Origin of the sequence: Mycobacterium lacus (assembly GCF_010731535.1) — a bacterium.
In the GTDB taxonomy this organism is placed as follows: Bacteria; Actinomycetota; Actinomycetes; order Mycobacteriales; family Mycobacteriaceae; genus Mycobacterium; species Mycobacterium lacus.
This window is the reverse complement of sequence record NZ_AP022581.1, coordinates 4,482,844-4,506,372: the sequence shown is the minus strand read 5'-3', so window position 1 is coordinate 4,506,372 and position 23,529 is coordinate 4,482,844. Positions and strand designations below refer to the sequence as shown.

The window sequence follows — 23,529 nt, the reverse complement described above, 5'->3', positions numbered from 1 at the left end:
CGCTCCGGCCGCCAGCGCTGGCAAGTTTCTCACGACTTGGCGCGCGCGTTGGGGTGTTTGGCAGATGAGGCGAAGGCTAACCCGATCGGTCGCGCCACCTGCAGAGTTCTTCCGCGGCGGTGAGGTCGTAATCGGGACCGTCGCAGCCCACCGTGAGCAGCGTGACCCCGAGGCCGACGAGGGTTTCCGCGTTGGCGACCAGCCCGCCGCGATTTCCCACGGCGGCCGAGCGTTCGATGGTCGCCGGGTCCCGACCGACGTCGGCGCAGTGCCGGCCGAGCACCGCGGCCTTCGCCGCTAACGCGTCGGCGGCGGTGAAGCTGTGCCAGATGTCGGCGTGTTGGGCGACCAGCCGCAGGGTCTTGCGTTCCCCTGCGCCGCCGATCAGCAGCGGGATGTCACGGGTTGGTGCCGGGTTCAGCTTGGCCAGCCGCGCCCTAATCCGGGGCAGCGCGGCCGCCAGGTCGTCCAGACGGCTGCCGGCGGTGCCGAACTCGTAGCCGTACTCGTCGTAGTCCTTCTGCTTCCAACCCGACCCGATCCCGAGGACGAGCCGGCCGTCGGAAATGTGGTCGACGGTACGGGCCATGTCGGCCAGCAGCTCCGGATTGCGGTAGGAGTTGCAGGTCACCAGCGCACCGACCTGGATGCGCGAGGTCTGCTCGGCCCAGGCCCCGAGCATGGTCCAGCATTCGAAATGCGGCCCGTCCGGATCGCCGTAGAGCGGGAAGAAGTGGTCCCAGTTGAAGGCGATGTCGACGCCGATGTCCTCGCAGCGCCGAACGGCGTCGCGGATGTTGCCGTAGTTTGCGGCGTGCTGCGGCTGCAGCTGCACGCCGATACGAATGGGGCGGTCAGCAGTCATACGACCACCGTAGGCTCAGCACCCGGCCAGCACCCCGCGCAGGATGTCGACCAACACCCGAGGCTGGTCGCTTTGCACCGAGTGACCGGAATCTTCGACGACGTGTGTCCCACGGAAATGCGTTGCGCGCCGGGCCAGTTCAGCAACGTCCTGGTCGCTGACAAAGCCTGAGTTGCCGCCGCGCACGAGCGTGACGGGCGCGGACAAGGCGTCGACGTCGGCCCACAGACTGGCGAAGTCGGGGAAGGCGCGGATCGCGTCGTAGCGCCACGTCCAGTTGCCGTTGTCGAGCCGGCGCGAGTTGTGAAAGACGCCGCGGCGCAGCGCCTTTACCTCGCGGTGCGGTGCTGCTGCGATCGTCAGGTCCAGCATGGCCTGGAAGCTGGGGAACTCGCGCTCGCCGTGCATCAAAGCCACCGTGCCGCGCTGGTCGGCAGTCATCTCGGCGTGCCGCTGCAAGGCCGACGGGGTGACGTCGATGAGGACCAGTTCGTCCACCAGCTCCGGCGCCACCGCGCCCAGGCGTAACGCGGTCAGCCCGCCTAGCGACATGCCGACGACGCATTCGGCGCTCGGCGCCAGCTCGCGCAGCACCGGCGCCAGGGTGTCGGCGTTGTGCTGCGGCGAGTAGTCGCCGTCCTCGCGCCAGGCGGAATGACCGTGCCCCGGAAGGTCCACCGCCAGCGCCGGCTCACCAAGGCCGACGATCACGGTGTCCCAGGTGTGCGCGTTCTGGCCACCGCCGTGCAGGAAGACCACCCGCGGTGCCGAGCCGCCCCAGCGCAGCGCGCTGATGGCGCCCGCCCCGACGCGCTCAACTGTGGGAAGCGGACCCGTCACGCCGGCCTGCTCGGCGTTCTCGGCCAGCAGATCGAACTCGGTCAGTCCGCTCAGTTCGTCGTCGGAGATGCCGGTCACGATCTCTGACTGTTACGTCCGCCGAGACTGCGAGCACGGCATCCAGACTGCGCCCACGGCGTCTCGCGAGCCCGAACGCGGACCGTCACCGCAGTCTCGATGGTGCCGCATGGTCGTTCGACTACCCCTCGACGATGAACTCTTCGAGCTGGGCGCGAGCCAGGTCGTCGGGCATTTGCTCCGGCGGGCTCTTCATCAGGTAGGCCGACGCCGGGATCACTGGGCCGCCGATGCCGCGGTCCTTGGCGATCTTCGCCGCCCGCACCGCGTCGATGATGACGCCCGCCGAGTTCGGCGAGTCCCACACCTCGAGCTTGTACTCCAGGTTCAGCGGCACGTCGCCAAACGCCCGGCCTTCCAGCCGCACGTAGGCCCATTTGCGGTCGTCGAGCCAGCCGACATGGTCGGACGGGCCGATGTGGACGTCCTTGGCGTTGAACTCGCGATGCACGTTCGACGTCACGGCCTGGGTCTTGGAGATCTTCTTGGACTCCAGCCGCTCCCGCTCGAGCATGTTGAGGAAGTCCATGTTGCCGCCCACGTTGAGCTGCATGGTGCGGTCCAGCTGCACGCCGCGGTCCTCGAACAGCTTGGCCATCACACGGTGGGTGATGGTGGCGCCGACCTGACTCTTGATGTCGTCACCAACGATCGGCACCCCAGCGTCGGCGAACTTCTTGGCCCACACCGGGTCGGAGGCGATGAACACCGGCAGCGCGTTCACGAACGCCACACCGGCGTCGATGGCGCACTGGGCGTAGAACTTGTCGGCCTCCTCGGAGCCCACCGGCAGGTAGGAAACCAGCACGTCGACCTCGGCGTCCTTCAGCACCTGGACCACGTCGACCGGCTCTGCATCGGACAATTCGATGGTGTCGGCGTAGTACTTGCCGATGCCGTCGAGGGTCGGACCGCGCTGCACCACCACGTTGGTGGGCGCCACGTCGGCGATTTTGATGGTGTTGTTCTCCGAGGCGAAGATCGCGTCCGACAGGTCGAAGCCGACCTTCTTGGCGTCCACATCGAACGCCGCCACGAACTTGACGTCGCGGACGTGGTACGCGCCGAACCGCACGTGCATGAGGCCGGGAACCGTCGATGCCTCGTCGGCGTTCTGGTAGTACTCGACGCCTTGGACCAGCGAGGACGCGCAGTTGCCGACACCGACAATGGCGACTCGTACCTCAGGCTGCGCCCCCGGCGCCCCTAACGGCTTGTGCTCACTCATAGGGCGTTCTCCTAACCTCATAACCGTCTGCTCCGATGTCTCGGCTTGGTGTTCGTTCGTGTGCTGGGGTGCTACTGTTCGGCTGCCCGTTCCGCAGCGATGAGCTCGTTGAGCCACTTGACTTCGCGTTCACTGGACTCGAGCCCGAGTTGATGCAATTGCCGGGTGTAGCGGTCGAACGAGCTACTGGCCCGCGCCACCGCTTCGCGCAGGCCTTCCCGGCGTTCCTCGACCTGACGACGACGGCCTTCCAGGATCCGCATCCGCGCCTCGGCCGGAGTGCGGTTGAAAAACGCCAGGTGCACCCCGAAGCCGTCGTCGGTGTAGTTGTGCGGGCCGGTGTCGGCCACCAGCTCAGCGAAGCGCCGGCGGCCCTCGTCGGTGAGTTGGTAGACCCGCCGGGCACGCCGCACCGGGGTCCCCGCGGGGGCGGCGTTCTCGGCAATCAACCCCTCGTTTTGCATGCGCCGGAGGGCTGGGTACAACGACCCGTACGAAAATGCCCGGAACGCGCCGAGCAGGCCGGTCAGCCGTTTGCGCAACTCGTAACCATGCATTGGCGATTCGATCAGGAGACCCAGGATGGCGAGCTCCAGCACCGAGACACCTCCTTTGCATGGCTGGTTACGACGGTCCGACGCCTCGGAGCATCGTATCGTTTCGATATATTTGCCACAACACACCGAGTGTTGGTGAGCTATTAGTCACATCCAGCGGATGCGCTCAGGACGGGTAGTTCACCTGTTTGACGGTGCCGTCGCCCGCGAACTCGATGTAGCCACCGCCGTAATCGCTCGAGACGTACAGCGTCAGCGACAACGCCCCCGGCGCGGTCGGGTCGGTCGCCGGCTCGACGATCAGATATTGGGTCTTGACGTCGGGCTGTTTGATGCCGAGGGTTTCTGGGGCGCCCCGCAGAATGGCCACCGCGGTCTTGACGTCGAACTTGCTGAGGTCGACGAGGGCGCCGTCGACACTGCTCTTGGCGGAGCTACTCGGATCGCCCCAGCCGCCGCGGTAGGTGTAGTTGAGGACGCGGCGGTCGTCCTTGGGGTCTTGGCGATCCAGCGACGCGTAGTCCGGGTAGACCACCAGTCGGTAGCCCGTGGTGTCGCCGAAGCGCTTGCGGGTTTGTTCCAGCAGTCCGGTGAGGCCACCGAGGGATTGCAGCTGCTTGGGCGGGGTCAGCACGACGGCCGCGACGCCGTCGGGCTTGGCTCCCGGGTCCGTCGTGAAATCCAGCGGCGACGTCGTGTTGCCGTACAGGCCCCAGCCGATGCCAACCCCGAGCAGCACGGACACGACGAAGGCGGCGGCCAGCATGCCCAAGCCGCGGCGCTTGGCTCCCGATTTGAGCGCCGGCACCTGGGCGGGGGTGCTCCCCGACTGCAGATCGTCCACCAGACGCTGCAAATCGCCCAGTGTCACGGCCTTGGTGGCCGAGCTGACCCGTTCCCGGTGCTCCTCCATCGTGAGTTCGCCGTCGCCCAGGGCGTTATCGAGAATCTGGCACGCGTCTTGACGGTCGCTGTCTTTGGCGCGGGTTGTTGTCGTTCCTCCGCGGGCAAGCGGTGCGCCCAGCCATTTCGCCACGGGATGATCGTAGGAGGCCGGCCCCGACCGTGATCACCGAATACCCCGGTGCATGCACAACAACGGGGTCGGTTGCCTGTCGGTGGTGGGGTGGGCGTCGTACTCTGGTCACCGTGCGACTGCAGCGACAGGTGGTGGATTACGCCCTTCGGCGGCGCTCACTGCTGGCCGAGGTGTACTCGGGACGCACCGGGGTGTCCGAGGTGTGTGACGCCAATCCCTATCTGCTGCGCGCCGCCAAGTTTCACGGGAAACAAAGCCAGGCGATCTGCCCGATCTGCCGCAAGGAGCAGCTCACGTTGGTGTCGTGGGTCTTCGGCGAGCACCTGGGTGCGGTTTCCGGATCGGCGCGCACCGCCGAAGAGCTGATCATGCTGGCGGCCCGGTTCCCGGAATTCGCCGTCCACGTGGTGGAGGTGTGCCGAACCTGCAGCTGGAACCACCTGGTCAAGTCGTATGTCCTCGGCGCGGCACGTCCAGCGAACCCCCCTAGGGGGTCCGGCGAGACGCGGACGGCGCGCAACGGCGCCCGCACGGCCAGTGAATAACGAAGGGCGCCACCACCAGTCGTTCAGTGACGCCTCGGACGGGTCGGCCACTGAAGATGTGGGCAGGCATTCCGGCGCCGACGACGGCGGCGAACGACCGGCGCCGGGCCAGCGTCGTCACGTTCCTCCCGACGACCGACTAACCGCGATCATCCCGCCCGTCACCGACGACCGGTCGCTACCGCACGCGGACCCCATCGAGGCGGTCAAGGCCGCCCTAGACGCTCCCGCTGCTCCCGCGTCGGCGCCGCCACAGCGCGACCCGCTCGAGCACGGCAGGGCCACGCTGGACAGCCCGCCTGCCCCGCGGCGTGAGCGGCCGGGCGGCGGACGGCGCCCACCCGGCGGACCTCCTCCTGCGGACCCCTCTGGGCCGCGCGCGGGCGGGGCACTCGGGCCCAGGCCGAATTGGCGCTGGGCCCGGCAGGTGAACTGGAAATGGGTGCGACGCGCGCTGTACCTCACCATGGCGATGGTGGTGCTGCTGCCGATCGTCACCTTCACGATGGCCTACTTCATCGTCGATGTCCCCAGGCCGGGCGACATCCGCACCAACCAGGTCTCGACGATCCTGGCCAGCGACGGCTCCGAGATCGCCAAAATTGTTCCACCCGAAGGCAATCGGATCGACGTCAACCTCAACCAAGTGCCGGTTTATGTGCGCCAGGCGGTGATCGCCGCCGAGGACCGTGGGTTCTACACCAACCCGGGGTTCTCGTTCAGCGGCTTCGCGCGGGCGGTGAACAACAATCTGTTCGGCGGTGGCGACTTGCAGGGTGGTTCGACGATCACCCAGCAGTACGTCAAGAACGCACTGGTTGGTTCCGCCCAACACGGGTGGAGCGGCCTGATGCGCAAGGCCAAGGAATTGGTCATCGCGACGAAGATGGCGGGGGAGTGGTCCAAAGACGATGTGCTACAGGCCTATCTGAACATCATCTACTTCGGACGGGGCGCCTACGGGATTTCGGCGGCGTCCAAGGCGTATTTCGACAAGCCCGTCGAACAGCTCACCGTGTCCGAAGGGGCACTGCTGGCCGCGTTGATCCGGCGGCCGTCCACGCTGGATCCGGCCGTCGATCCGGAAGGCGCCGTAGCGCGCTGGAATTGGGTGCTCGACGGCATGGTGGAAACCAAGGCGCTGTCTCCGGCCGACCGTGCGGCACAAGAGTTTCCGAAGACCGTGCCGCCGGATCAGGCTCGCGCGCAGAACCAGACCAGCGGCCCCAACGGGCTGATCGAGCGGCAGGTCACCAAGGAACTGCTGGAGCTGTTCAACATCGACGAGCGGACCCTGAACACGCAGGGGCTGCAGGTCACCACCACCATCGATCCGCAGGCTCAGCAGGCGGCGGAGAAGGCGGTGGCGAAATATCTTGACGGACAAGACCCCGACATGCGCGCGGCGGTGGTTTCGATCGACCCGCACAACGGAGCGGTGAAGGCCTATTACGGCGGATCGAATGCCCAGGGCTTCGATTTCGCCCAGGCCGGGCTGCAAACCGGATCGTCGTTCAAGGTGTTTGCCCTCGTTGCCGCGCTCGAGCAGGGGATCGGCCTGGGCTACCAGGTGGACAGCTCACCGCTCACGGTCGACGGCATCAAGATCACCAACGTCGAGGGCGAAAGCTGCGGCACCTGCAACCTCGCCGAGGCGCTCAAGATGTCGCTGAACACCTCCTATTACCGGCTGATGCTCAAGCTCAAGGGTGGGCCGCAGGCCGTCGCGGACGCCGCGCATCAGGCCGGCGTTGCGGAAAGCTTTCCCGGTGTCGCGCACACGCTTTCCGAGGACGGCAAGGGCGGACCGCCCAACAACGGGATCGTGTTGGGCCAGTACCAAACCCGAGTGATCGACATGGCGTCGGCGTACGCGACGCTGGCCGCGTCCGGCATCTATCACCGGCCGCACTTCGTCCAGAAGGTCGTCAACGCCGAAGGGCAGGTACTCTTCGACGCCGGCGCCGCGGCCAACGCCGGTGACCAGCGCATCCCCAAGGCCGTCGCCGACAACGTCACCGCTGCCATGCAGCCGATCGCCGGCTATTCGCGTGGCCACAGCCTGGCCGGCGGGCGGCAGTCGGCGGCCAAGACCGGCACCACCCAGTTGGGCGACACCACCTCGAACAAGGACGCCTGGATGGTCGGGTACACGCCGTCGCTGTCGACGGCTGTGTGGGTGGGCACCGTCAGGGGCGACGAGCCGCTGGAAACCGCCTCGGGCGCAGCGATTTACGGGTCCGGTCTGCCATCGGACATCTGGAAGGCGACCATGGATGGTGCGTTGAAGGGCACCCAGGACGAGACCTTCCCGAAGCCTACAGAAATCGGCGGGTACGCGGGCGTGCCCGCCGCACCGCCGCCCCCGCCGGCGCCGCCCCCGCCGTCGGAAACCGTCATCCAGCCCACGGTCGAAATCGCGCCGGGGATCACCATTCCCGTCGGCCCGCCCACCACCATCACCCTGGCGCCACCGCCGCCGGGGCCGTCCGCCACGCCCACCGACGCTCCCACGCCGCCGCCGTGACCGGCGCCGGGATAGCGCGCGCGACAGTTTCACCGCGGCCGCTGGCCGCCGATCTGCGCAGCGCCGACAACCGCGATTGCCCCAGTCGCAACGACGTTTTGGGTGCCGCCCTGGCGAATGTGGTCGGTGGGCCGGTGGGCCGGCACGCGCTGATCGGCCGGACCGGGCTGATGACCCCGCTGCGGGTCATGTTCGTGATCGCGCTGGTATTCCTGGCGCTCGGCTGGTCGACGAAGGCGGCCTGCCTGCAGAGCACCGGCACCGGCCCGGGTGACAAGCGGGTGGCCAACTGGGAAAACCAACGCGCCTACTACGAGTTGTGCTACTCCGATACGGTGCCGCTCTACGGCGCGGAATTGTTGAGCCAAGGCAAGTTTCCCTACAAGTCGAGCTGGATCGAGACCGACGCCAGCGGCGCACCGCAAACCCGCTATGACGGACAGCCCGCGGTGCGCTACATGGAGTATCCGGTGTTGACCGGGGTGTATCAGTACGTGTCCATGGCGATCGCCAAGACCTACACGGCGCTGAGCAAGCTCGGCGCCGTTCCGGTGGTTGCCGAGGTGGTGATGTTCTTCAACGTCGCCGCGTTCGGGCTTGCGCTGGCTTGGTTGGGAACCATCTGGGCGACGGCGGGCCTGGCGGGCCGACGGGTTTGGGACGCCGCGCTGGTCGCCGCCTCTCCGCTGGTGATCTTTCAGATATTCACCAATTTCGACGCGTTGGCAACGGCTTTCGCGATCAGCGGGCTGCTGGCATGGGCGCGGCGCAGGCCGGTGCTTGCCGGTGTGTTGATCGGGCTGGGTGCGGCGGCCAAGCTGTATCCGCTGTTGTTTCTCGGTCCTTGGCTGGTCCTGGGAATTCGGGTGGGGCGCCTGGGGAGCCTGGCCCGCACCGCGCTGACCGCGGGCCTGGCCTGGCTGTTGGTGAATCTGCCTGTGTTGGTGCTCTTTCCGCGGGGATGGTCGGAGTTTTTCCGGCTCAACACCCGGCGTGGGGACGACATGGACTCGCTGTACAACGTGGTGAAATCGTTCACCGGCTGGCGCGGCTTCGACCCGTCCCTGGGCTTCTGGGAGCCGCCGATGGTGTTGAACACGGTCGTCACAGTGTTGTTCGGATTGTGCTGTGCGGCAATCGCTTATATCGCATTCACCGCACCGCAGCGGCCACGGGTGGCGCAGCTGGCGTTCTTGGCGGTGGCGGCCTTCCTGTTGACCAGCAAGGTGTGGAGCCCCCAATTCTCGCTGTGGCTGGTCCCGCTGGCGGTGCTGGCGGTTCCTCATCGCCGGGCACTGCTGGCGTGGATGACGATCGACGCGCTGGTGTGGGTGCCGCGGATGTACTACCTGTACGGCAACCCGAACCGCTCGCTGCCGGAGCAATGGTTCACCGCGACGGTCCTGCTGCGTGACATCGCGGTTATGGCGCTGTGTGCGGTGGTGATCCGGCAGATCTACCGGCCCGACGAGGATTTGGTGCGCTTGCGGGGCCGAGTGGACGATCCGGCCGGCGGCGTCTACGACCGGGCACCCGATGCCCCGCCCGGCTGGCTGCCGGGCTGGTTGCGCCCCGCCCCGGCGGGCCGGTCGGTCGTGCCGGCGGCAGCGTCCGATGCCGGCTCGCATACCCGGGACGCCTTATGCTGATCGTCATCCCGCTGTTCCCGCGGTTCACCGCGCTCGATGCCGTCGGGCCCTACGAGGTGCTGCAGCGTATTCCGTCGCTCGACGTGGTGTTCGTTGGGCACCAACGCGGCGAAGTGCGCACCGAAAACGGCATGCTCGGCGTCACCTGTGATGCCGCATTCGACGAAGTCGACGCACCCGACGTGGTGGTCGTGCCCGGCGGCATCGGAACCCGCACGCTGATCCACGATGACGTGATCCGCGGCTGGCTGCAATCGGTACATCCGCACACCAGGTTCACCACCTCGGTGTGCACCGGCGCACTGTTGCTTGCCGCGGCGGGCCTGCTCGATGGGCTCACCGCGACCACCCATTGGCGGGCCGCCGAGTTGCTCGACGAGTTGGGTGCGCGGTATGTGCCCGATCGCGTCGTGGAGCACCTTCCGCAGCGAATCATCACCGCGGCGGGGGTGTCGAGCGGCATCGACATGGCGTTGCGGCTGGTGGAGTTGCTCGTCGATCGGGAGGCGGCGCAGGCCGCTCAGCTGCTCATCGAATACGATCCACGGCCGCCGTTCGACTCGGGCGCGCTGGCCAAGGCCGATCCGGCGACGCAGGCCAGGGCCGACGAATTCCTGCAACGCAGGAAGTGACGCCTGATTGACCGGATTTGCCCGGGTTTTCGGGCCGGGCCCGCATCCGGTAGCCTGGGGCGGTTGCCGGCGCAGGCGACCCTCCTGCCACGGATCGATCGTGGCCGCACAGACCAGAGGAGGTGATGAGGTTCCCATGCGTCCATACGAAATCATGGTCATCCTTGACCCCACCCTCGACGAACGCACCGTCGCCCCGTCCTTGGAGACTTTCCTGAACGTCGTCCGCAAAGATGGCGGAACGGTCGAGAAGGTCGATATCTGGGGCCGTCGCCGCTTGGCTTACGAGATCGCCAAGCATGACGAGGGCATCTACGCCGTCATCGACCTGAAAGCCGAGCCGGCGACGGTAGCCGAGCTCGACCGTCAGCTCAGCCTGAACGAATCGGTGTTGCGCACCAAGGTGATGCGCACCGACAAGCATTAGCCCGGCGACGATGCGGCCGCGGAGCGGGCGGGGGCAAGCTGGGCAATCAAGCACTGACTGTCCGCTGTCGGCGCTGTTGCATAGGCTCGTGCACACGCTCATTGAACGGCTCGAAGAAAAGACGCCCATGAAAGCCCACCAGGCGGACCCAGGAGGAAATTATGGCTGGTGACACCACCATCACCGTCGTCGGAAACCTGACCGCCGACCCCGAACTTCGGTTCACTCCGTCGGGGGCTGCCGTGGCCAATTTCACCGTGGCGTCGACGCCCCGGATCTACGACCGCCAGACCGGGGAATGGAAGGACGGCGAAGCGCTGTTCCTGCGGTGCAACATCTGGCGGGAGGCCGCCGAGAACGTGGCCGAGAGCCTCACCCGGGGAGCGCGGGTGATCGTCACCGGGCGTCTCAAGCAGCGTTCCTTCGAAACCCGCGAAGGCGAGAAACGCACCGTCGTCGAGGTCGAGGTCGACGAGATTGGGCCCTCGCTTCGGTATGCCACCGCCAAGGTCAATAAGGCCAGCCGCAGCGGCGGCGCCGGTGGCGGTGGCTTCGGCGGCGGATCCCGTCAAGGGCCCCCGGCGAGCAGCGGATCGGGTGACGACCCGTGGGGAAGCGCCCCGGCGTCGGGCTCGTTCGGCGGCGGTGACGACGAACCGCCCTTCTGACCCATATCAGTTCGACGCACGAGAAACGGAAGAAAGACACCATGGCCAAGTCCAGCAAGCGGCGACCGGCTCCGGAAAAGCCGGTGAAGGCGCGTAAATGCGTCTTCTGCGCAAAGAAGGATCAGCCGATCGACTACAAGGACACCGCGCTGCTGCGCACCTACATCAGCGAGCGCGGCAAGATCCGCGCACGTCGCGTCACCGGCAACTGCGTGCAGCATCAGCGGGACATTGCGCTTGCGGTGAAGAATGCGCGCGAAGTGGCGCTGCTGCCCTTCACCTCTTCGGCGCGATGACCGCCGAAAGGCTCGACGGAAAGTACGAACAACGATGAAGCTGATTCTGACGGCGGATGTCGACCACCTGGGGTCGATCGGCGACACTGTCGAGGTCAAGGACGGATACGGGCGCAACTTCCTGCTGCCGCGGGGGCTGGCGATCGTCGCCTCGCGCGGCGCGCAGCGGCAGGCCGACGAAATCCGCCGGGCTCGCGAATCCAAGATGGTGCGCGACCTCGAGCACGCCAACGAAATCAAGGCGGCGATCGAGGCGCTGGGCCCCGTGTCGTTGCCGGTGAAGACCGCGGCCGATTCGGGCAAGCTGTTCGGCTCGGTGACGGCCGGCGATGTGGTCGCGGCCATCAAGAAGGCCGGCGGGCCGAACCTCGACAAACGCAGCGTGCGGCTACCCAAGGCGCATATCAAGGCCGTGGGCAAGCACCCGGTGTCGGTGCACCTGCATCCGGAAATCGATGTCGAGGTCTCGCTCGAGGTCGTCGCGGAGAGCTAACGGCAGTTGTTGCCCCGCCCGGTGGCGGCCGTGGTCGGTCGTCGCCGGGGTTGACGCTGCTTTGACGGTGCTGTGCGCGGGCGGCCGTCCTGGCGAACTGTTCCGAGGGCGTTTGCGGGCGCGCGCCGTTACCGGCTCTTAACGCCGCGAAAATCTGACCGAAAGGCAACACGCCCGGCGTAGTAACCTCGCACGACACGCCGAAGAGATTATTGTCCACACAAGATATGTCGTGTTCGGCGGCGGCTATCTGCGCCGATGTTGTCACGCCGCGCACTAATCCACAGGTTCTCCACACCCCCCTCAACACAGGCGCTGACGGATATGCACACACGATGCACACCCTTATGAACAACAGCCCCTTGGAGTACCCGCCAGCAACGCTTACGGTCGTCCCGGCGCGAGGCAATGCGGCGCATTGGAGCGGGGTGTCGGTGCTTCGGCTTACGCTCTGAATATCGGCTATCGAATGTATGTTCGGCTGCTTATGTCAGAGGAGGTGAGGGCCCGTGGCGGTCGTCGATGACCTCGCGCCCGGTATGGATTCCTCGCCGCCGAGCGAAGATTTCGGCCGTCAGCCACCGCAGGATCTCGCCGCCGAGCAGTCGGTGCTGGGCGGGATGCTGCTGAGCAAGGATGCCATCGCCGACGTGCTGGAGCGACTGCGCCCCGGTGACTTCTATCGCCCGGCGCACCAGAACGTCTACGACGCGATCCTGGACCTGTATGGGCGCGGGGAGCCGGCCGACGCCGTGACCGTCGCCGCCGAACTGGACCGCCGCGGCCTGTTGCGCCGGATCGGCGGGGCGCCGTACCTACATACCCTGATCTCGACGGTGCCGACGGCCGCCAACGCGGGGTACTACGCCGGGATCGTCGCGGAGAAGGCCTTGCTGCGTCGGCTGGTGGAAGCCGGCACGCGGGTGGTGCAGTACGGCTATGCCGGCGCGGAGGGCGCCGATGTCGCCGAGGTGGTCGACCGTGCTCAGGCGGAGATCTACGATGTCGCCGACCGACGGCTGTCGGAAGACTTTGTGGCGCTTGAGGATCTGCTGCAGCCAACGATGGACGAGATCGACGCCATCGCCTCCAGCGGCGGCCTGGCGCGCGGCGTGCCGACCGGCTTCGCTGACCTCGACGAATTGACGAACGGCCTGCATCCGGGGCAGATGATCATCGTCGCCGCCCGGCCGGGTATGGGCAAGTCCACCCTGGGACTGGACTTTATGCGGTCGTGTTCGATCAAGCATCGGCACGCGAGCGTCATCTTTTCCTTGGAGATGAGCAAGTCCGAGATCGTCATGCGGCTGCTGTCGGCGGAGGCGAAAATCAAGCTCTCCGATATGCGTTCGGGTCGGATGAGCGACGATGACTGGACCCGGCTGGCGCGGCGGATGAGCGAAATCAGCGAGGCACCACTCTATATCGACGATTCGCCGAACCTCACCATAATGGAGATCCGCGCCAAGGCCCGCAGGCTGCGGCAAAAGGCCAACCTCAAGCTGATCGTGGTCGACTACCTGCAGCTGATGACCTCGGGTAAGAAGCACGAGTCGCGGCAGGTGGAAGTTTCCGAATTCTCAAGACACCTCAAGCTTTTAGCCAAGGAACTCGAGGTTCCGGTAGTTGCGCTGAGCCAGCTCAACCGCGGCCCGGAGCAGCGCACGGACAAGCGGCCGATGCTGGCCGACCTTCGCGAGAGCGGGAGCCTGGAGCAGGATAGCGATGTTGTGATCTTGCTGCACCGGCCAGACGCGTTCGGGCGGCCTGATGACCAAGGCGCTGATCCCCGCAGCGGGGAGGCGGATTTCATTGTTGCCAAACACCGCAACGGACCGACGAAGACGGTCACCGTTGCACACCAACTGCACTATTCCCGCTTCAAAGACATGGCGAGATGACGCCCTCAGCTGTAGGGCCTCACGGGTCGTGGTGGAATCTCGGAATGATGGCGGAGCGATGGCGGTTCCGCCATGTTCGTGTCCAGCATGAAAGGTACCAATAGTTGGTACTTCTGGTGTATGGGTAAGAATACGTCGTTTAGCCTCGATGAACATTTCAGCGCGCTTATCGAGGAGGAGGTCGCGTCGGGCCGTTATCGCTCGGCCAGCGATGTCGTGCGTACTGCTCTGCGGTTGCTTGAGGACCGCGAGACCCGCTTGCGCGCGTTGCGCCAGGAACTCATTGCTGGTGAACGTAGTGGCGAAGCGACTCCATTCGACTTCGATGAGTTCGTCGCGCGCAAGCGAGAGGAACCTGGCCGACGGTAGTCGGTTGTCGCCTGCCAGGGTGATGGGACCTCTGGTTTGCCATGAGCATGGGACCGGGTTGTTCGGGTTGTAGGCCGTGCGTTGATAGTGGCCGAAGGGGTGGTTGCCGGTCAATCCGACGGAGTCGGAGGGGCCGGCTTTCGTGTCCTTGGTTTTTGGCGTTGCCGGTAGGACTCGCCTTCGACGACGAGTTCGTAGGCTGCTGATTGCAGTCGGTCCATCGCAGATTGGGCCAGCAGTGGGTCGGCCATCATGGTCAGGATCTCGGGTGGTTCTCGGTTGCTGGTGATGATGGTCGATGCGGCGCGGTGGCGTTCGACGATTATCTCGTAGAAGTCGGTGGTCTCGGTGGCCTCTAGGCGGTGCAGCGCGAGGTCGTCGATGATCAGTAGTTCGACGCGGTGCAGTTTGCGCATCTCGTCTTCGTAGCTGCCGTCCAGGCGTGCCCCGCGTAGGCGTTTGAACAGTTTGTCGGCCCGTTCGGTGTGCACGCTGTGATGTTTGCGTACGGCGATGTGCCCTAAGGCGTTGGCCAGGAACGTCTTTCCGACTCCGACTGGTCCCATGACGAGCACGTTGTAGGCATCGGCGAGGAATCGCAGTGAGGTCAGCTCGGCCCACAACTGTTGATCGAACGCCACGGCAGCGGAGTCGTCCCAGGCCTGCAGCTGCATCGCCGGGTCCAGATGGGCGGCCTTGGCGCGACGGGCCGCCGATTCGCGGTCACGACGGGTGACCTCATCGGCGAACAACAACTCCAGAAAGTCGTGATGGGGCAGCCGGTTGGTGCGGGCCAACGCCAACCGCTCGGGCAGGGTGTCGAGCAATTGGCCGAGCTTGAGGCGGCGCATCAGGGCTTTGAGTTCAGCGGAGACCTCGATCGGTTTGACCGCCGGTGCGGCATCGGGACGTTGCGGGCTCATGAGGGCCTGCGCACCGCGAAATCCGAGCCGTCGCGGACGAACCGCGACGCCGCCCCGGGCGGTTTGGGTATCAGGGGCAGTTGTTCACCGCCGCCGCGGGCCAGGATCCGCTCGATGAGCCCGACGTCGATCACCTCGGCGTCCAAGGCGCGGCGGCACGCGTCGTCGACTTGCGCGGCGCCGTGGCGGCGCACCAGCCCCAGCAGCCGGTAGACCTGACGCATCTTGGTCCACGGCAGCGGGTGCTCCAACACGGCGGCGGCGTAGACGCCGACATGGGTGCCGTGGGCGGCCGCTTTGCGCTGCAGGGCATTGAGATCCCGCATGGCATAGACCGACACCTCCGAGGGAAGATCAGCCGGATCAGTGTGGCGGCGGCCCGGGGCCACGACCGGATGCACCTTGATCAGCTCACCACGCCAGTACAGCTTGACCGAGTGCGCATCAGCACGGGCCTCGATGCGCTTGCCGACCAGCTCCCCGGGCACGCTGTAAAGGGCCTTGGCCACCTGCACGTGGCGGTCGGGAGCCACTTTCGGATGCGTCCAGAGCGGAACGTCGAACACCTCCTCGGGCGCGGGCTTGAGTGCGGGTAGTTCGTCGGCGGCGAACACCTCGGCCGGGCGCAGCCGGGTGGTGCCATGGGTACGCATCCCCGCGGTATCACGACACCACTGCTCGGCGCGGCTGCGGCAGTCGTCGAGACCCCGGAAGTCTTCTCCGGCAAAGAAATTCGACCGCACATAGGACACCATGCGTTCCACCCGCGGCTTATCCTTCGGGCTGCGGACCCGCGCCGGGTCGATCGCGAACCCACGCGACTGGGCGTACTCACGGAAGGAGTCGTTGAGCCGGGGCTCGGTCGCGTGCGCGGTGGTGACGATGGCTTTCATGTTGTCGGGGATCACCACGGCGAACACTCCGCCGAAGAACGCCCACGCCGCTTCGAACCCGGCGATCACATCTGCCAGCGTCTGGCGGTAGGTGGGCCAGACGAACATGTGCCGCGAGTACACCGCGGTAAAGATCAACCCCTGCACGACTCGGCGCCGGCCATCGGCGGCGTCGGTGAGCATCCCGAGGCGACCGAAGTCGACCTGCACCTCCCCGCCGGGATCGCAGTCGGCCACCGGCACCGTGCACTGCCGGCGGCCGAAATCCAATTCGGTTGTGGCGTAACGATTCAGCGTCCGATAGGACACCACCACACCGCGGCGCCCCAACAGCGTGTGGATCTTGGTCAGCGTCAATCCGTCTTTGAGCCAGGCCCTGATCTGCTCATGCTCTGCAGCGATCGTCTCCCACGCCAAGCTCTTGCCGGCCGGCCGGTGCGGACGCACCCCGGCAATCACCGCCCCGATCAACTCATCAGTGAGCTGACCATCTCCACCATCGCGGTCCAGCCCACACGCACGGGCCCGGTCGACGTAGCGTCGCACCGTTTTGCGGTCGGTGCCCGAGAGCCGGGCCACCTCCCGCAACCCCAACCCCTGCAGCCACAGCCGCAGCATCTCCACGATCTCGATCACCGACACCTCCCGGTAGCTCATTGGGCCAATACAGCGGCCCAACAACCGGAAGAACCCACGCCACGCCGGGGTGGTCCCATAACTGGCAAACCCGCCAGCCAGGTGGTTGTCGACCGTCACGTAATTCCCCAGGGCTGCCGTCACGGAATTCCCCAGGTGCGGGCCTCGATGGTATGTGTACCGTGCCCGCGGTGGCGTTGTCTAGCTGACGCTGCGTCCGGGCCGTTTGCGGGGCCGGTAGCTGGGTCCGTCCATGAGGATCTGGTAGCTGCTGTTGATGATCCTGTCGAGTAGCGATTCGGCGACGACCGGGTTCGGGAATAGGCCGTACCAGTCGTTGGGGGCGCGGTTGGAGGTCAAGATCAGCGGCTTGCCGCTGACCGCGCGTTCGTTGATTAGCTCGTAGAGGTCGTCGGCGTGCATGGTCGTGTGCTCGCGCATCGCAAAATCATCAAGAATCAACACGAGCGGTTTGGTGTATTCGCGGATGCGTTGGCCCTAACTGCGGTCGGCGTGCCCGCCGGCGAGGTCGGCGAGCATCCGAGAGGTTTTGGCGAAACGGACGTCGCCGCCGCGTCGGGCTACAGCATGCCCGAGTGCTTGTGCCACATGGGTTTTGCCTACCCCAACGGGTCCGTAGAGGATGACCGACTCGCCGGCGTCGAGCCAGCGCAGCGCGGCCAGGTCGCGCAGTATGGCGGCGGGCAGTTTCGGGTTGGCGGAGAAGTCGAAGGATTCGAAGGTGGCTTGTTCTTCGAACTTCGCGCGGCGGATGCGCCGTGTCAGGGCGGCCGATTCGCGGCGGGCGATCTCGTCCTCGCACAGTGCTTGCAGGAATTCGAGGTGCCCGAAGTCGCCGTTGCGGGTCTGGGCTAGCCGGGCGTCGAGGGTGTCAAGCATGCCCGACAGTTTCAGAGTGCGCAGCGCGTTGCGCAGCGCGGGGTCACAAATACCCATGAAGTCGTGTTCTCCTTGTGAAATAGCTTATGTGGGTTGTGATTCGGTCAGATTCCGGGACCCGGGTGACTTTCAGCCGACTCCGCCGGTGTCGCCGGTGGCGAACTGGTCGGGGCCACGCAGGAACGCCGCGGTAGTGGCGGCGGCGCCGGTGGCCGGTTCGGCGGTGGTGGCGTCGTGTTCGGTGCCGGCGGCCAGGATGCCCTTGATGGTCCGATACGCCGGGTCGCCGACGGCGATCGCGCAGGCGCAGGCGGCTTCGAGCCGATCACAGCCGTGCTTGTCGCGCAGCCCGAGCACTCCTTGCGCCGAGCGCAGGTGGTGGATCGCGTTGTCGCGCATGAATTCGGCGATCACCGCTTCGCAGGCGGGGCCGACCTGGGCGGCGGTGTGCCGACACCAGGTGGGGTTTTCATCGCGAAGGCGACCTTCTCCGGCGGGTAGTGGGAGAAGTCGGTGGAGCGCCCGAGGCCCGCCGCACATGGGTGGCGACGACCTCGTTGTGGGCAAAGATCTGCACGATGTCACCGGCGGTGCGGGCGTGCAGGCGCCGCCCGATCAGCCGCCATGGCACGCTGTAGAGGGCCTTGCCGACCTTGAGGTGCGTATCGACCCCCACGGTGCCGATAGACCAGGTGGTGAGTTCGAACGCGTGGCGCGGCAACGGTTTCAACGTATCGGCCTCGATCGCTTCGAACACCCGCAGCGGCTGGCCGCCGTCGAGGGCCCGTGAATGTCGTAGCCCGGCCACCTCCCGGCTCCACCGGGCCGCCTCGCCCTGCATCTGAGCCAGCGAGGTGAACTCGCGGCCCCGCCAGAACGAATCCCGCACATACGGCATCGGCCGCTCGACACGAGGTTTGTCCTTGGGCTTGAACGCCCGGGCCGGGTCGATCAAGCAGTCGTAGTGGGCGGCCAGCTCGGCGTAGGTGCGGTTGATCTTCGGGTCATATAGGTCGGGCTTGTCCACCCCGGTCTTGAGGTTGTCGCACACCAGCCGGGCCGGAATACCATTGAAGAATTCGAATGCCTCGACATGGCAAGTGCACCAGGTGGTTTGGTCCATCCTGACCACAGGGCGAACGAACAGGTGCCGCGAGCACGACAGCACCATGACAAACGCCCACACTGCGACTCGCTTGGCTGTGGCCGGGTTCAGCCACATTCCTAACCGGCCGTAGTCGATCTGCGCTTCGCTGCCCGGCGGCACTTCGCCGCGCGGCACGCTCACCCGAGCACGAGCCACCTCATCGGCGAAATTCATTGCCACCCAACGCCGCACAGAGGACTCCGACACGTCGACCTGATGGTCGTCACGTAGCCGCTGCGCGATCGTGGCGACCGTAACATCGGCGTGCAGCCAGTCCTGATCCGGTCGCTATGCCGGTCGATCAACGGCCACGTCGATGCCCGCGCGCCGCGATCATCCAGTCCGGGAAACCACTGCGCGATCCGCGCCGCCCACTGCTCGGCGCTCAGCGGTTCTCCGCCTGGGCCAATGCCCTCGGCGACCGCCGGGGCCAGATACTTGCGGATCGTCTTACGATCCATCCCCAGCGACTGCCACAACTGCACCTGTGAGCGACCAGCCTGCCAATGCGTGTACAACTCGATCAGATCGAACATCTCGATATCTCTCCTCGCCATCAGTGCCCCTTCGTCCGCCGTACTCCGACGGATCAAGAGCGAACATGTGTGCGAGGCCCACACCCGGCAGACACACCGCCCAGGGTGGGGAATTACCTGACAGCCAGGGTGGGGAATTCCGTGACGGACAACCCCTCAAACCTGGGGAATTGCGTGACCGCTGACAGGTGGTCCCATCAATGGCAAACAGGTGGTCCCATGCTCATGGCAAAACCAGCTCAGAAGTGGTCCCATTCACCTGGCAGCCGACAGTCGGTCTCCGTCCAAATAGACCGACGAATCTCGACTTCGCCCTCGCGTGAAAGTGGCCCGCCAGCGACGCCGACCAAGCCAAATGGCGTTCCGTGAGACAACCAACGAACCCGCCGGTCAAACAGGATCGACCAATTGGATGGCAGTACGTTGCCATCTTACCAATTAGTTGGTTCGGTGGTCCCAATCTGGTGGTATATTCATGCCATGTATGTGACAGTGGACCGAGTGGGGCGGATGGTGATCCCGAAAGCCCTGCGTGTTGCGCTGGGAATTACACCGGACACAGAGCTCGAACTCATTCCGGACGGGTCCGGTCTCCGGATTGAGCCCGTCCGTCGGCACCAACGCTCGATCGATACCAGTGACGGGCTACCGATACTCGGCAACGTCGAAGGCGCCGTGCTGACCGATGACGACATTCGCCGACTGCGCGATGACATCCAACGGTGACCTGTGGGCGTGCGACACCAGCGTTGCCGTCGCCGCTCTCGATCCGACCCACGAAGCGCATCCGGTCTGTCGCCGAGCCCTGGTCGAGTTGCGTCCTGCGCTCGCGGGCCATGCCATGTTCGAGACATATTCAGTGCTGACTCGGCTGCCGTTGCCCCTGCGCCTAAGTGCTGGCCAAGCGGTGTCGGTACTGGCCGCGGCGTTTCCGGAAGACTGTTGGCTTGGCGCCACCGGGACGCGCCGCCTTCGCGAGCGACTTGCACGACTCGACATCGTCGGGGGATCGATATACGACGCCCTCGTTGGTCAGGCCGCCGTCACGAATCACCGCGCCCTGCTCACCCGGGACCGTAGGGCTGAGCGCACGTACCGCTCACTCGACGTGGAGTACCGGTTCCTGGACTGACAACCGAACCGCAGGTGGGGACACCCGCCGAGCGCCGAACACAGGCTAGTTCACCGCGTCCAGGCGCGCCTAACCCGAAATGTCGGACCCTCTCGCCAGTATTGCGGGCATGAGCCGACGCAACCGCCAGAAGCGAGCCACCAAGCAGAAGATGCGCCGCGGCGGGGCCAACAACCGAGCGCGCTTCGGGTTTGATACGCCGCACGACGGTTCGATCCCGCTGCAACTCCTCGTCTTCGCCTTGTGCAGTGCCGCCATGTGCCCCGAGCACGACGCCGAACGGCACGCCGCCGACCTTCTCGACGAGTTCCCTACTTCGGCGCAAGACCTTGATCTGGCGGCCGACACCGGCTATGGGTGGCGCAGTCCGGGCGGCGTGGGAGGCGGGCTGGCTGCCGTCCGATCTTCATGAGCTCGCCCGCCGCAAGCTCGCACCGTTGGCAGTCGAATGCCTCGCGGCCGCGGTCGTTCTCGAGTCCACGCGGTACCCGGTTGCGACACTGCACCCGCGATGGCGCGCCGACCTCGCGGCCATCTCAGCCGTGATCGGCCCCGACCCAATGGCGCCGCTGCTTAGGCACTGCGCCGTTGCGAGCGGCGTGGGCCGTCGCGCCGGGCTGACCGTTGTGCTAAAGGTGCTGGCGTTACTCGGGGCGCTTCCCGCCCTCGAACCACTGCTGCCTCTGCCGGGCGCGTGCCGGCATACCCACTCCGAGGCAGGCGAGGTCGACCAGAAGGCCCTGGGCAGGGTGCGCGCGCTGCTGGCCAAAGCCGAGGCCACCGAGTTTCCCGAAGAGGCCGAAGCGCTTTCCGCCAAGGCGCAGGAGCTGATGAGTAGGTACTCGCTGCACCAGGCCGTGGCCGACCACGAACTTGGGCGGGCACCGGTGGCTGCCGCGCGGCGGCTATGGATCGATAGCCCGTACGCGGGCCCCAAGGCGGTGCTAGTGCAAGCCGTGGCCACCGCTAACCGTTGTCGCGCGGTGTGGACGGAGAATCTGGGGTTTGTCACCGTTGTCGGATCCGAAACCGATCTCAAACTCGTCGAACTGCTCACCACATCGCTGCTAGTGCAAGCCAATCGGGCGATGTTGGCGGCGGGCCGCCAGATCGGTGGAGGTGGCAACACCCGCACGAGATCGTTTCGCCAGTCTTTCCTCATCGCTTACGCCAGCCGAATTGGCGAGCGCCTCGACACAACCACCGCCACGGTCACAGCCCAGGTCGAAGACAGTCGACTACTCCCAGTGCTTGCGGCCCGCAACCGGGCGGTCGATGAGTTCACGAAACGACTGTTCCCGGGCATGGTGCACCGGCGGGTATCGGTGTCAAACGCGGCGGGCTGGACTGCCGGGCGCGCAGCGGCGGACCTGGCCCTGTTTGATGTTCACCGCCCGATCGCCGGCTGAAGCCTCCTTCGAGCCGGCCCACACACCAATAGCCAAACGGCGGATAACTCTGTGCGTGTGATCCGAAATACATTGTAAAACAGCATAATTCGTGTCGCCCGGTGATGTATTCCGCAGACGCGACCGGCGAAACGGCAACACTGGCCGGTGCGGTGCCGCAGGTCGGCTTCGCCGGTGTTTCGGGGCCCGGGTTCTGCGCCTGTTCACGCGCGTACCACGTCGGCCTTTCTCGACCGTTGGGCCGCAGGCGAAGTCAGCTGGGACGACGGTCGCGCCAGCGGCGACGTGCTCGTCGATGGGCCGGAGTCGGCGTGGGCGCGCTTCGACGGCCGCGACCAAGCCCGATGGACCGAGCCCATCGACGACGCCCGCCTCCTCGCGAGCGAGAAGCGGTGACGTTCAACGGCTTCCCGTGCACTAGGCATCGTCAAGCACGCTTGATATTCTCAAGTGACAATGGGCAGAAGCTACTCCCAGTACTGTGGTCTCGCCCGGGCGCTCGATGTGGTGGGTGACCGCTGGAACCTGCTGATCGTCCGCGAGCTGCTCATGGGACCGACCCGCTTTCGCGAGTTGCTCGACGGGCTCCCCGGCGTGGCCACCAACCTGCTCGCTGACCGCCTCCGCGGCCTCGAGACCGCCGGCGTGATCGAGCGGCGGCTGGCCAAGGAGGGCAACGCCATCGCGTATGCGCTCACCCCGTGGGGCGCTGAACTGCGGGAACCGATCGAGAGCCTGATTCGCTGGTCCGCGCCGCTGATGGAAAGTGGCCGAGGCGGCGACGCGCTGCGGCCCCGCTGGTTGGCCGTCGCGCTCCCGGCGCTGCTCCGCGGACGGACGGCCGACCCTCCTGCCGAGTTTGGCATCGAGGTCGGCGGTATACACATGGCCCTTCGGATCGGCCCGGACGGCCCGCACGTGACCGTCCAACCCGACCGGCATCCCGACACGGTCCTGATAGCAGAGCCAGAGGAGGTCCTCGGACTCGCGGCCGGTGTCATCACCGTCGACCAAGCACTTTCCCGAGCAACCGTCCACGGCGACCCGCGCGTCCTCACCATGGTGCTGGGCGGGGCACAGCCATGAGCGGGCTGCTCGGCGAGGTCCTCGCCGCCCATGGCGGCCTGGACCGGTGGCGGGCCGTGACCGCGCTGACCGCGCACGGCAGCTTCGGCGGCCTTTTGCGCTCGCGCTTGCCGGGAAACCGGATGGCCACCGTGAGTGTGCGGGTTGCGCTGGCAGAACAGTACACCGTCTTTTACGGCTTCCCGCACCAGGACCAGCAAGCGGTGTTCGATCGAGGCGACACGCGGATCGAAACCCGCGATGGTGAACTGATCAGCGCCCGGCGCAACGCCCGCGCCGCCTTCAGGGGCCTCAGCGGGCTCCGTCGCAACCTGCACTGGGACGCCCTCGATGCCGCGTACTTCGCCGGATACGCCTGGTGGAACTACCTCTCGCTGCCCATGCTTCTGACGCGCGAGGGAGTGACGGTCACCGAAGGCGATCCCTGGCGGGAGGCAGGTGAGCGGTGGCGACGTCTCGAGGTCGGCTTCGCACCGGATATCCACACCCACTCCCGACGACAGACGTTCTACGTGGACGCTGCCGGGCTCATCCGTCGACACGACTACGTTGCCGAGCCCATCGGCCGTTGGGCGCGTGCCGCCCACTACTGTGGCAACCACCGAGACTTCTCCGGACTCGTCTTTCCCACGCGCCGACGGGTGCGCCCCCGAGGACCCGGCGGGCGATCCCTTCCGTATCCGATCCTCGTCGCGCTCGACATCGACCACATCGAGATCGAGACCCGATCGAGCGCAGGCTGAACGAGAGAGG

General features: G+C 66.2%; 23 protein-coding genes and 2 pseudogenes. 16 read left to right on the top strand and 9 right to left on the bottom strand.

The genetic code is table 11. The features are described 5' to 3' along the window. Nucleotides 1–76: 76 nt before the first annotated feature. The 5 genes from G6N24_RS20745 to G6N24_RS20725 form a co-directional block, all read right to left on the bottom strand. A complete protein-coding gene (locus G6N24_RS20745) occupies nt 77–865 on the bottom strand; it encodes an LLM class F420-dependent oxidoreductase (RefSeq protein ID WP_085163093.1) in 789 nt (262 codons plus the stop codon). Nucleotides 866–880: 15 nt separating this feature from the next. Then, on the bottom strand, nt 881–1,783 hold the full coding sequence (locus tag G6N24_RS20740) for an alpha/beta fold hydrolase (RefSeq protein WP_085163092.1): 903 nt from the start codon (nt 1,781–1,783) through the stop codon (nt 881–883). 121 nt (nt 1,784–1,904) lie between these two features. Beyond that, on the bottom strand, nt 1,905–3,011 hold the full coding sequence (locus G6N24_RS20735) for an inositol-3-phosphate synthase (RefSeq protein ID WP_085163091.1): 1,107 nt from the start codon (nt 3,009–3,011) through the stop codon (nt 1,905–1,907). Nucleotides 3,012–3,082: 71 nt separating this feature from the next. Next, on the bottom strand, nt 3,083–3,610 hold the full coding sequence (locus G6N24_RS20730) for a PadR family transcriptional regulator (protein WP_085163090.1): 528 nt from the start codon (nt 3,608–3,610) through the stop codon (nt 3,083–3,085). A gap of 124 nt (nt 3,611–3,734) precedes the next feature. Beyond that, nucleotides 3,735–4,604, bottom strand: a complete 870-nt coding sequence (locus G6N24_RS20725) for a DUF1707 SHOCT-like domain-containing protein (RefSeq protein WP_085163089.1) — start codon at nt 4,602–4,604, stop codon at nt 3,735–3,737. Between the two features lie 113 nt (nt 4,605–4,717). Between G6N24_RS20725 and G6N24_RS20720 the strand changes: the two genes are divergently transcribed. The 10 genes from G6N24_RS20720 to G6N24_RS20675 all read left to right on the top strand — a co-directional run bounded on the left by G6N24_RS20720 (nt 4,718) and on the right by G6N24_RS20675 (nt 14,114). After that, nucleotides 4,718–5,152 carry a DUF5318 family protein gene (locus tag G6N24_RS20720; protein WP_163745585.1) on the top strand — a complete coding sequence of 145 codons (435 nt, stop codon included), beginning with the start codon at nt 4,718–4,720 and terminating at the stop codon, nt 5,150–5,152. Nucleotides 5,153–5,210: 58 nt separating this feature from the next. After that, nucleotides 5,211–7,679: a transglycosylase domain-containing protein gene (locus tag G6N24_RS20715; RefSeq protein ID WP_372514485.1), complete on the top strand. Its 2,469-nt coding sequence runs from the start codon at nt 5,211–5,213 to the stop codon at nt 7,677–7,679. Next, nucleotides 7,676–9,328: a glycosyltransferase family 87 protein gene (locus tag G6N24_RS20710; RefSeq protein WP_085163087.1), complete on the top strand. Its 1,653-nt coding sequence runs from the start codon at nt 7,676–7,678 to the stop codon at nt 9,326–9,328. Before G6N24_RS20715 ends, G6N24_RS20710 begins: the two co-directional genes overlap by 4 nt. Further along, nucleotides 9,322–9,960 carry a DJ-1/PfpI family protein gene (locus G6N24_RS20705; RefSeq protein WP_085163086.1) on the top strand — a complete coding sequence of 213 codons (639 nt, stop codon included), beginning with the start codon at nt 9,322–9,324 and terminating at the stop codon, nt 9,958–9,960. Before G6N24_RS20710 ends, G6N24_RS20705 begins: the two co-directional genes overlap by 7 nt. A 136-nt stretch (nt 9,961–10,096) precedes the next feature. Next, nucleotides 10,097–10,387 (top strand): 30S ribosomal protein S6, encoded by a 291-nt coding sequence (rpsF, locus tag G6N24_RS20700; RefSeq protein ID WP_085163085.1) that lies wholly within the window; start codon nt 10,097–10,099, stop codon nt 10,385–10,387. 161 nt (nt 10,388–10,548) lie between these two features. Then, a complete protein-coding gene (locus G6N24_RS20695; RefSeq protein WP_085163084.1) occupies nt 10,549–11,055 on the top strand; it encodes a single-stranded DNA-binding protein in 507 nt (168 codons plus the stop codon). Between the two features lie 41 nt (nt 11,056–11,096). Next, entirely contained in the window at nt 11,097–11,351 is a 255-nt protein-coding gene (rpsR, locus tag G6N24_RS20690) for a 30S ribosomal protein S18 (RefSeq protein WP_085163083.1), read from the top strand. Between the two features lie 34 nt (nt 11,352–11,385). Then, on the top strand, nt 11,386–11,844 hold the full coding sequence (gene rplI, locus G6N24_RS20685; protein ID WP_085163082.1) for a 50S ribosomal protein L9: 459 nt from the start codon (nt 11,386–11,388) through the stop codon (nt 11,842–11,844). Between the two features lie 509 nt (nt 11,845–12,353). Continuing rightward, nucleotides 12,354–13,745, top strand: coding sequence for a replicative DNA helicase (gene dnaB, locus G6N24_RS20680; protein ID WP_085163081.1), 1,392 nt, complete (start codon nt 12,354–12,356; stop codon nt 13,743–13,745). 120 nt (nt 13,746–13,865) lie between these two features. After that, nucleotides 13,866–14,114 (top strand): type II toxin-antitoxin system ParD family antitoxin, encoded by a 249-nt coding sequence (locus G6N24_RS20675; protein WP_085163158.1) that lies wholly within the window; start codon nt 13,866–13,868, stop codon nt 14,112–14,114. Between the two features lie 110 nt (nt 14,115–14,224). Here the strand turns inward: G6N24_RS20675 and G6N24_RS20670 are convergent, their stop codons facing one another. From G6N24_RS20670 to istA (G6N24_RS20655), 4 genes and pseudogenes are all read right to left on the bottom strand, one after another. Next, nucleotides 14,225–15,037 carry an ATP-binding protein gene (locus G6N24_RS20670; RefSeq protein WP_085163080.1) on the bottom strand — a complete coding sequence of 271 codons (813 nt, stop codon included), beginning with the start codon at nt 15,035–15,037 and terminating at the stop codon, nt 14,225–14,227. Continuing rightward, the gene (istA, locus tag G6N24_RS20665; RefSeq protein WP_085163079.1) at nt 15,034–16,587 is read right to left on the bottom strand and encodes an IS21 family transposase; all 1,554 of its coding nucleotides are present in this window, start codon (nt 16,585–16,587) and stop codon (nt 15,034–15,036) included. The genes G6N24_RS20670 and istA (G6N24_RS20665) overlap by 4 nt, the downstream gene beginning before the upstream one ends. A 180-nt stretch (nt 16,588–16,767) precedes the next feature. Then, nucleotides 16,768–17,523, bottom strand: a pseudogene (gene istB, locus G6N24_RS20660) (IS21-like element helper ATPase IstB). Between the two features lie 72 nt (nt 17,524–17,595). Next, nucleotides 17,596–19,149: pseudogene (gene istA, locus G6N24_RS20655) on the bottom strand (IS21 family transposase). 480 nt (nt 19,150–19,629) lie between these two features. On the opposite strand from istA (G6N24_RS20655), the gene G6N24_RS20645 reads away from it, so the two are divergent. The 6 genes from G6N24_RS20645 to G6N24_RS20625 all read left to right on the top strand — a co-directional run bounded on the left by G6N24_RS20645 (nt 19,630) and on the right by G6N24_RS20625 (nt 23,519). Continuing rightward, entirely contained in the window at nt 19,630–19,875 is a 246-nt protein-coding gene (locus tag G6N24_RS20645) for an AbrB/MazE/SpoVT family DNA-binding domain-containing protein (protein WP_085162335.1), read from the top strand. After that, nucleotides 19,835–20,281 (top strand): PIN domain-containing protein, encoded by a 447-nt coding sequence (locus tag G6N24_RS20640; protein ID WP_232070622.1) that lies wholly within the window; start codon nt 19,835–19,837, stop codon nt 20,279–20,281. Before G6N24_RS20645 ends, G6N24_RS20640 begins: the two co-directional genes overlap by 41 nt. A gap of 109 nt (nt 20,282–20,390) precedes the next feature. Further along, nucleotides 20,391–20,693 carry a hypothetical protein gene (locus G6N24_RS25045; protein WP_232070621.1) on the top strand — a complete coding sequence of 101 codons (303 nt, stop codon included), beginning with the start codon at nt 20,391–20,393 and terminating at the stop codon, nt 20,691–20,693. A 25-nt stretch (nt 20,694–20,718) separates the two neighbouring features. After that, the gene (locus tag G6N24_RS20635; protein ID WP_232070620.1) at nt 20,719–21,690 is read left to right on the top strand and encodes a DUF2786 domain-containing protein; all 972 of its coding nucleotides are present in this window, start codon (nt 20,719–20,721) and stop codon (nt 21,688–21,690) included. Nucleotides 21,691–22,146: 456 nt separating this feature from the next. Further along, the gene (locus G6N24_RS20630) at nt 22,147–22,776 is read left to right on the top strand and encodes a winged helix-turn-helix transcriptional regulator (RefSeq protein WP_085162332.1); all 630 of its coding nucleotides are present in this window, start codon (nt 22,147–22,149) and stop codon (nt 22,774–22,776) included. Beyond that, complete coding sequence (locus tag G6N24_RS20625; RefSeq protein WP_085162331.1) at nt 22,773–23,519, top strand: hypothetical protein; 747 nt, start codon at nt 22,773–22,775, stop codon at nt 23,517–23,519. The genes G6N24_RS20630 and G6N24_RS20625 overlap by 4 nt, the downstream gene beginning before the upstream one ends. The last annotated feature ends 10 nt before the right edge of the window (nt 23,520–23,529 follow it).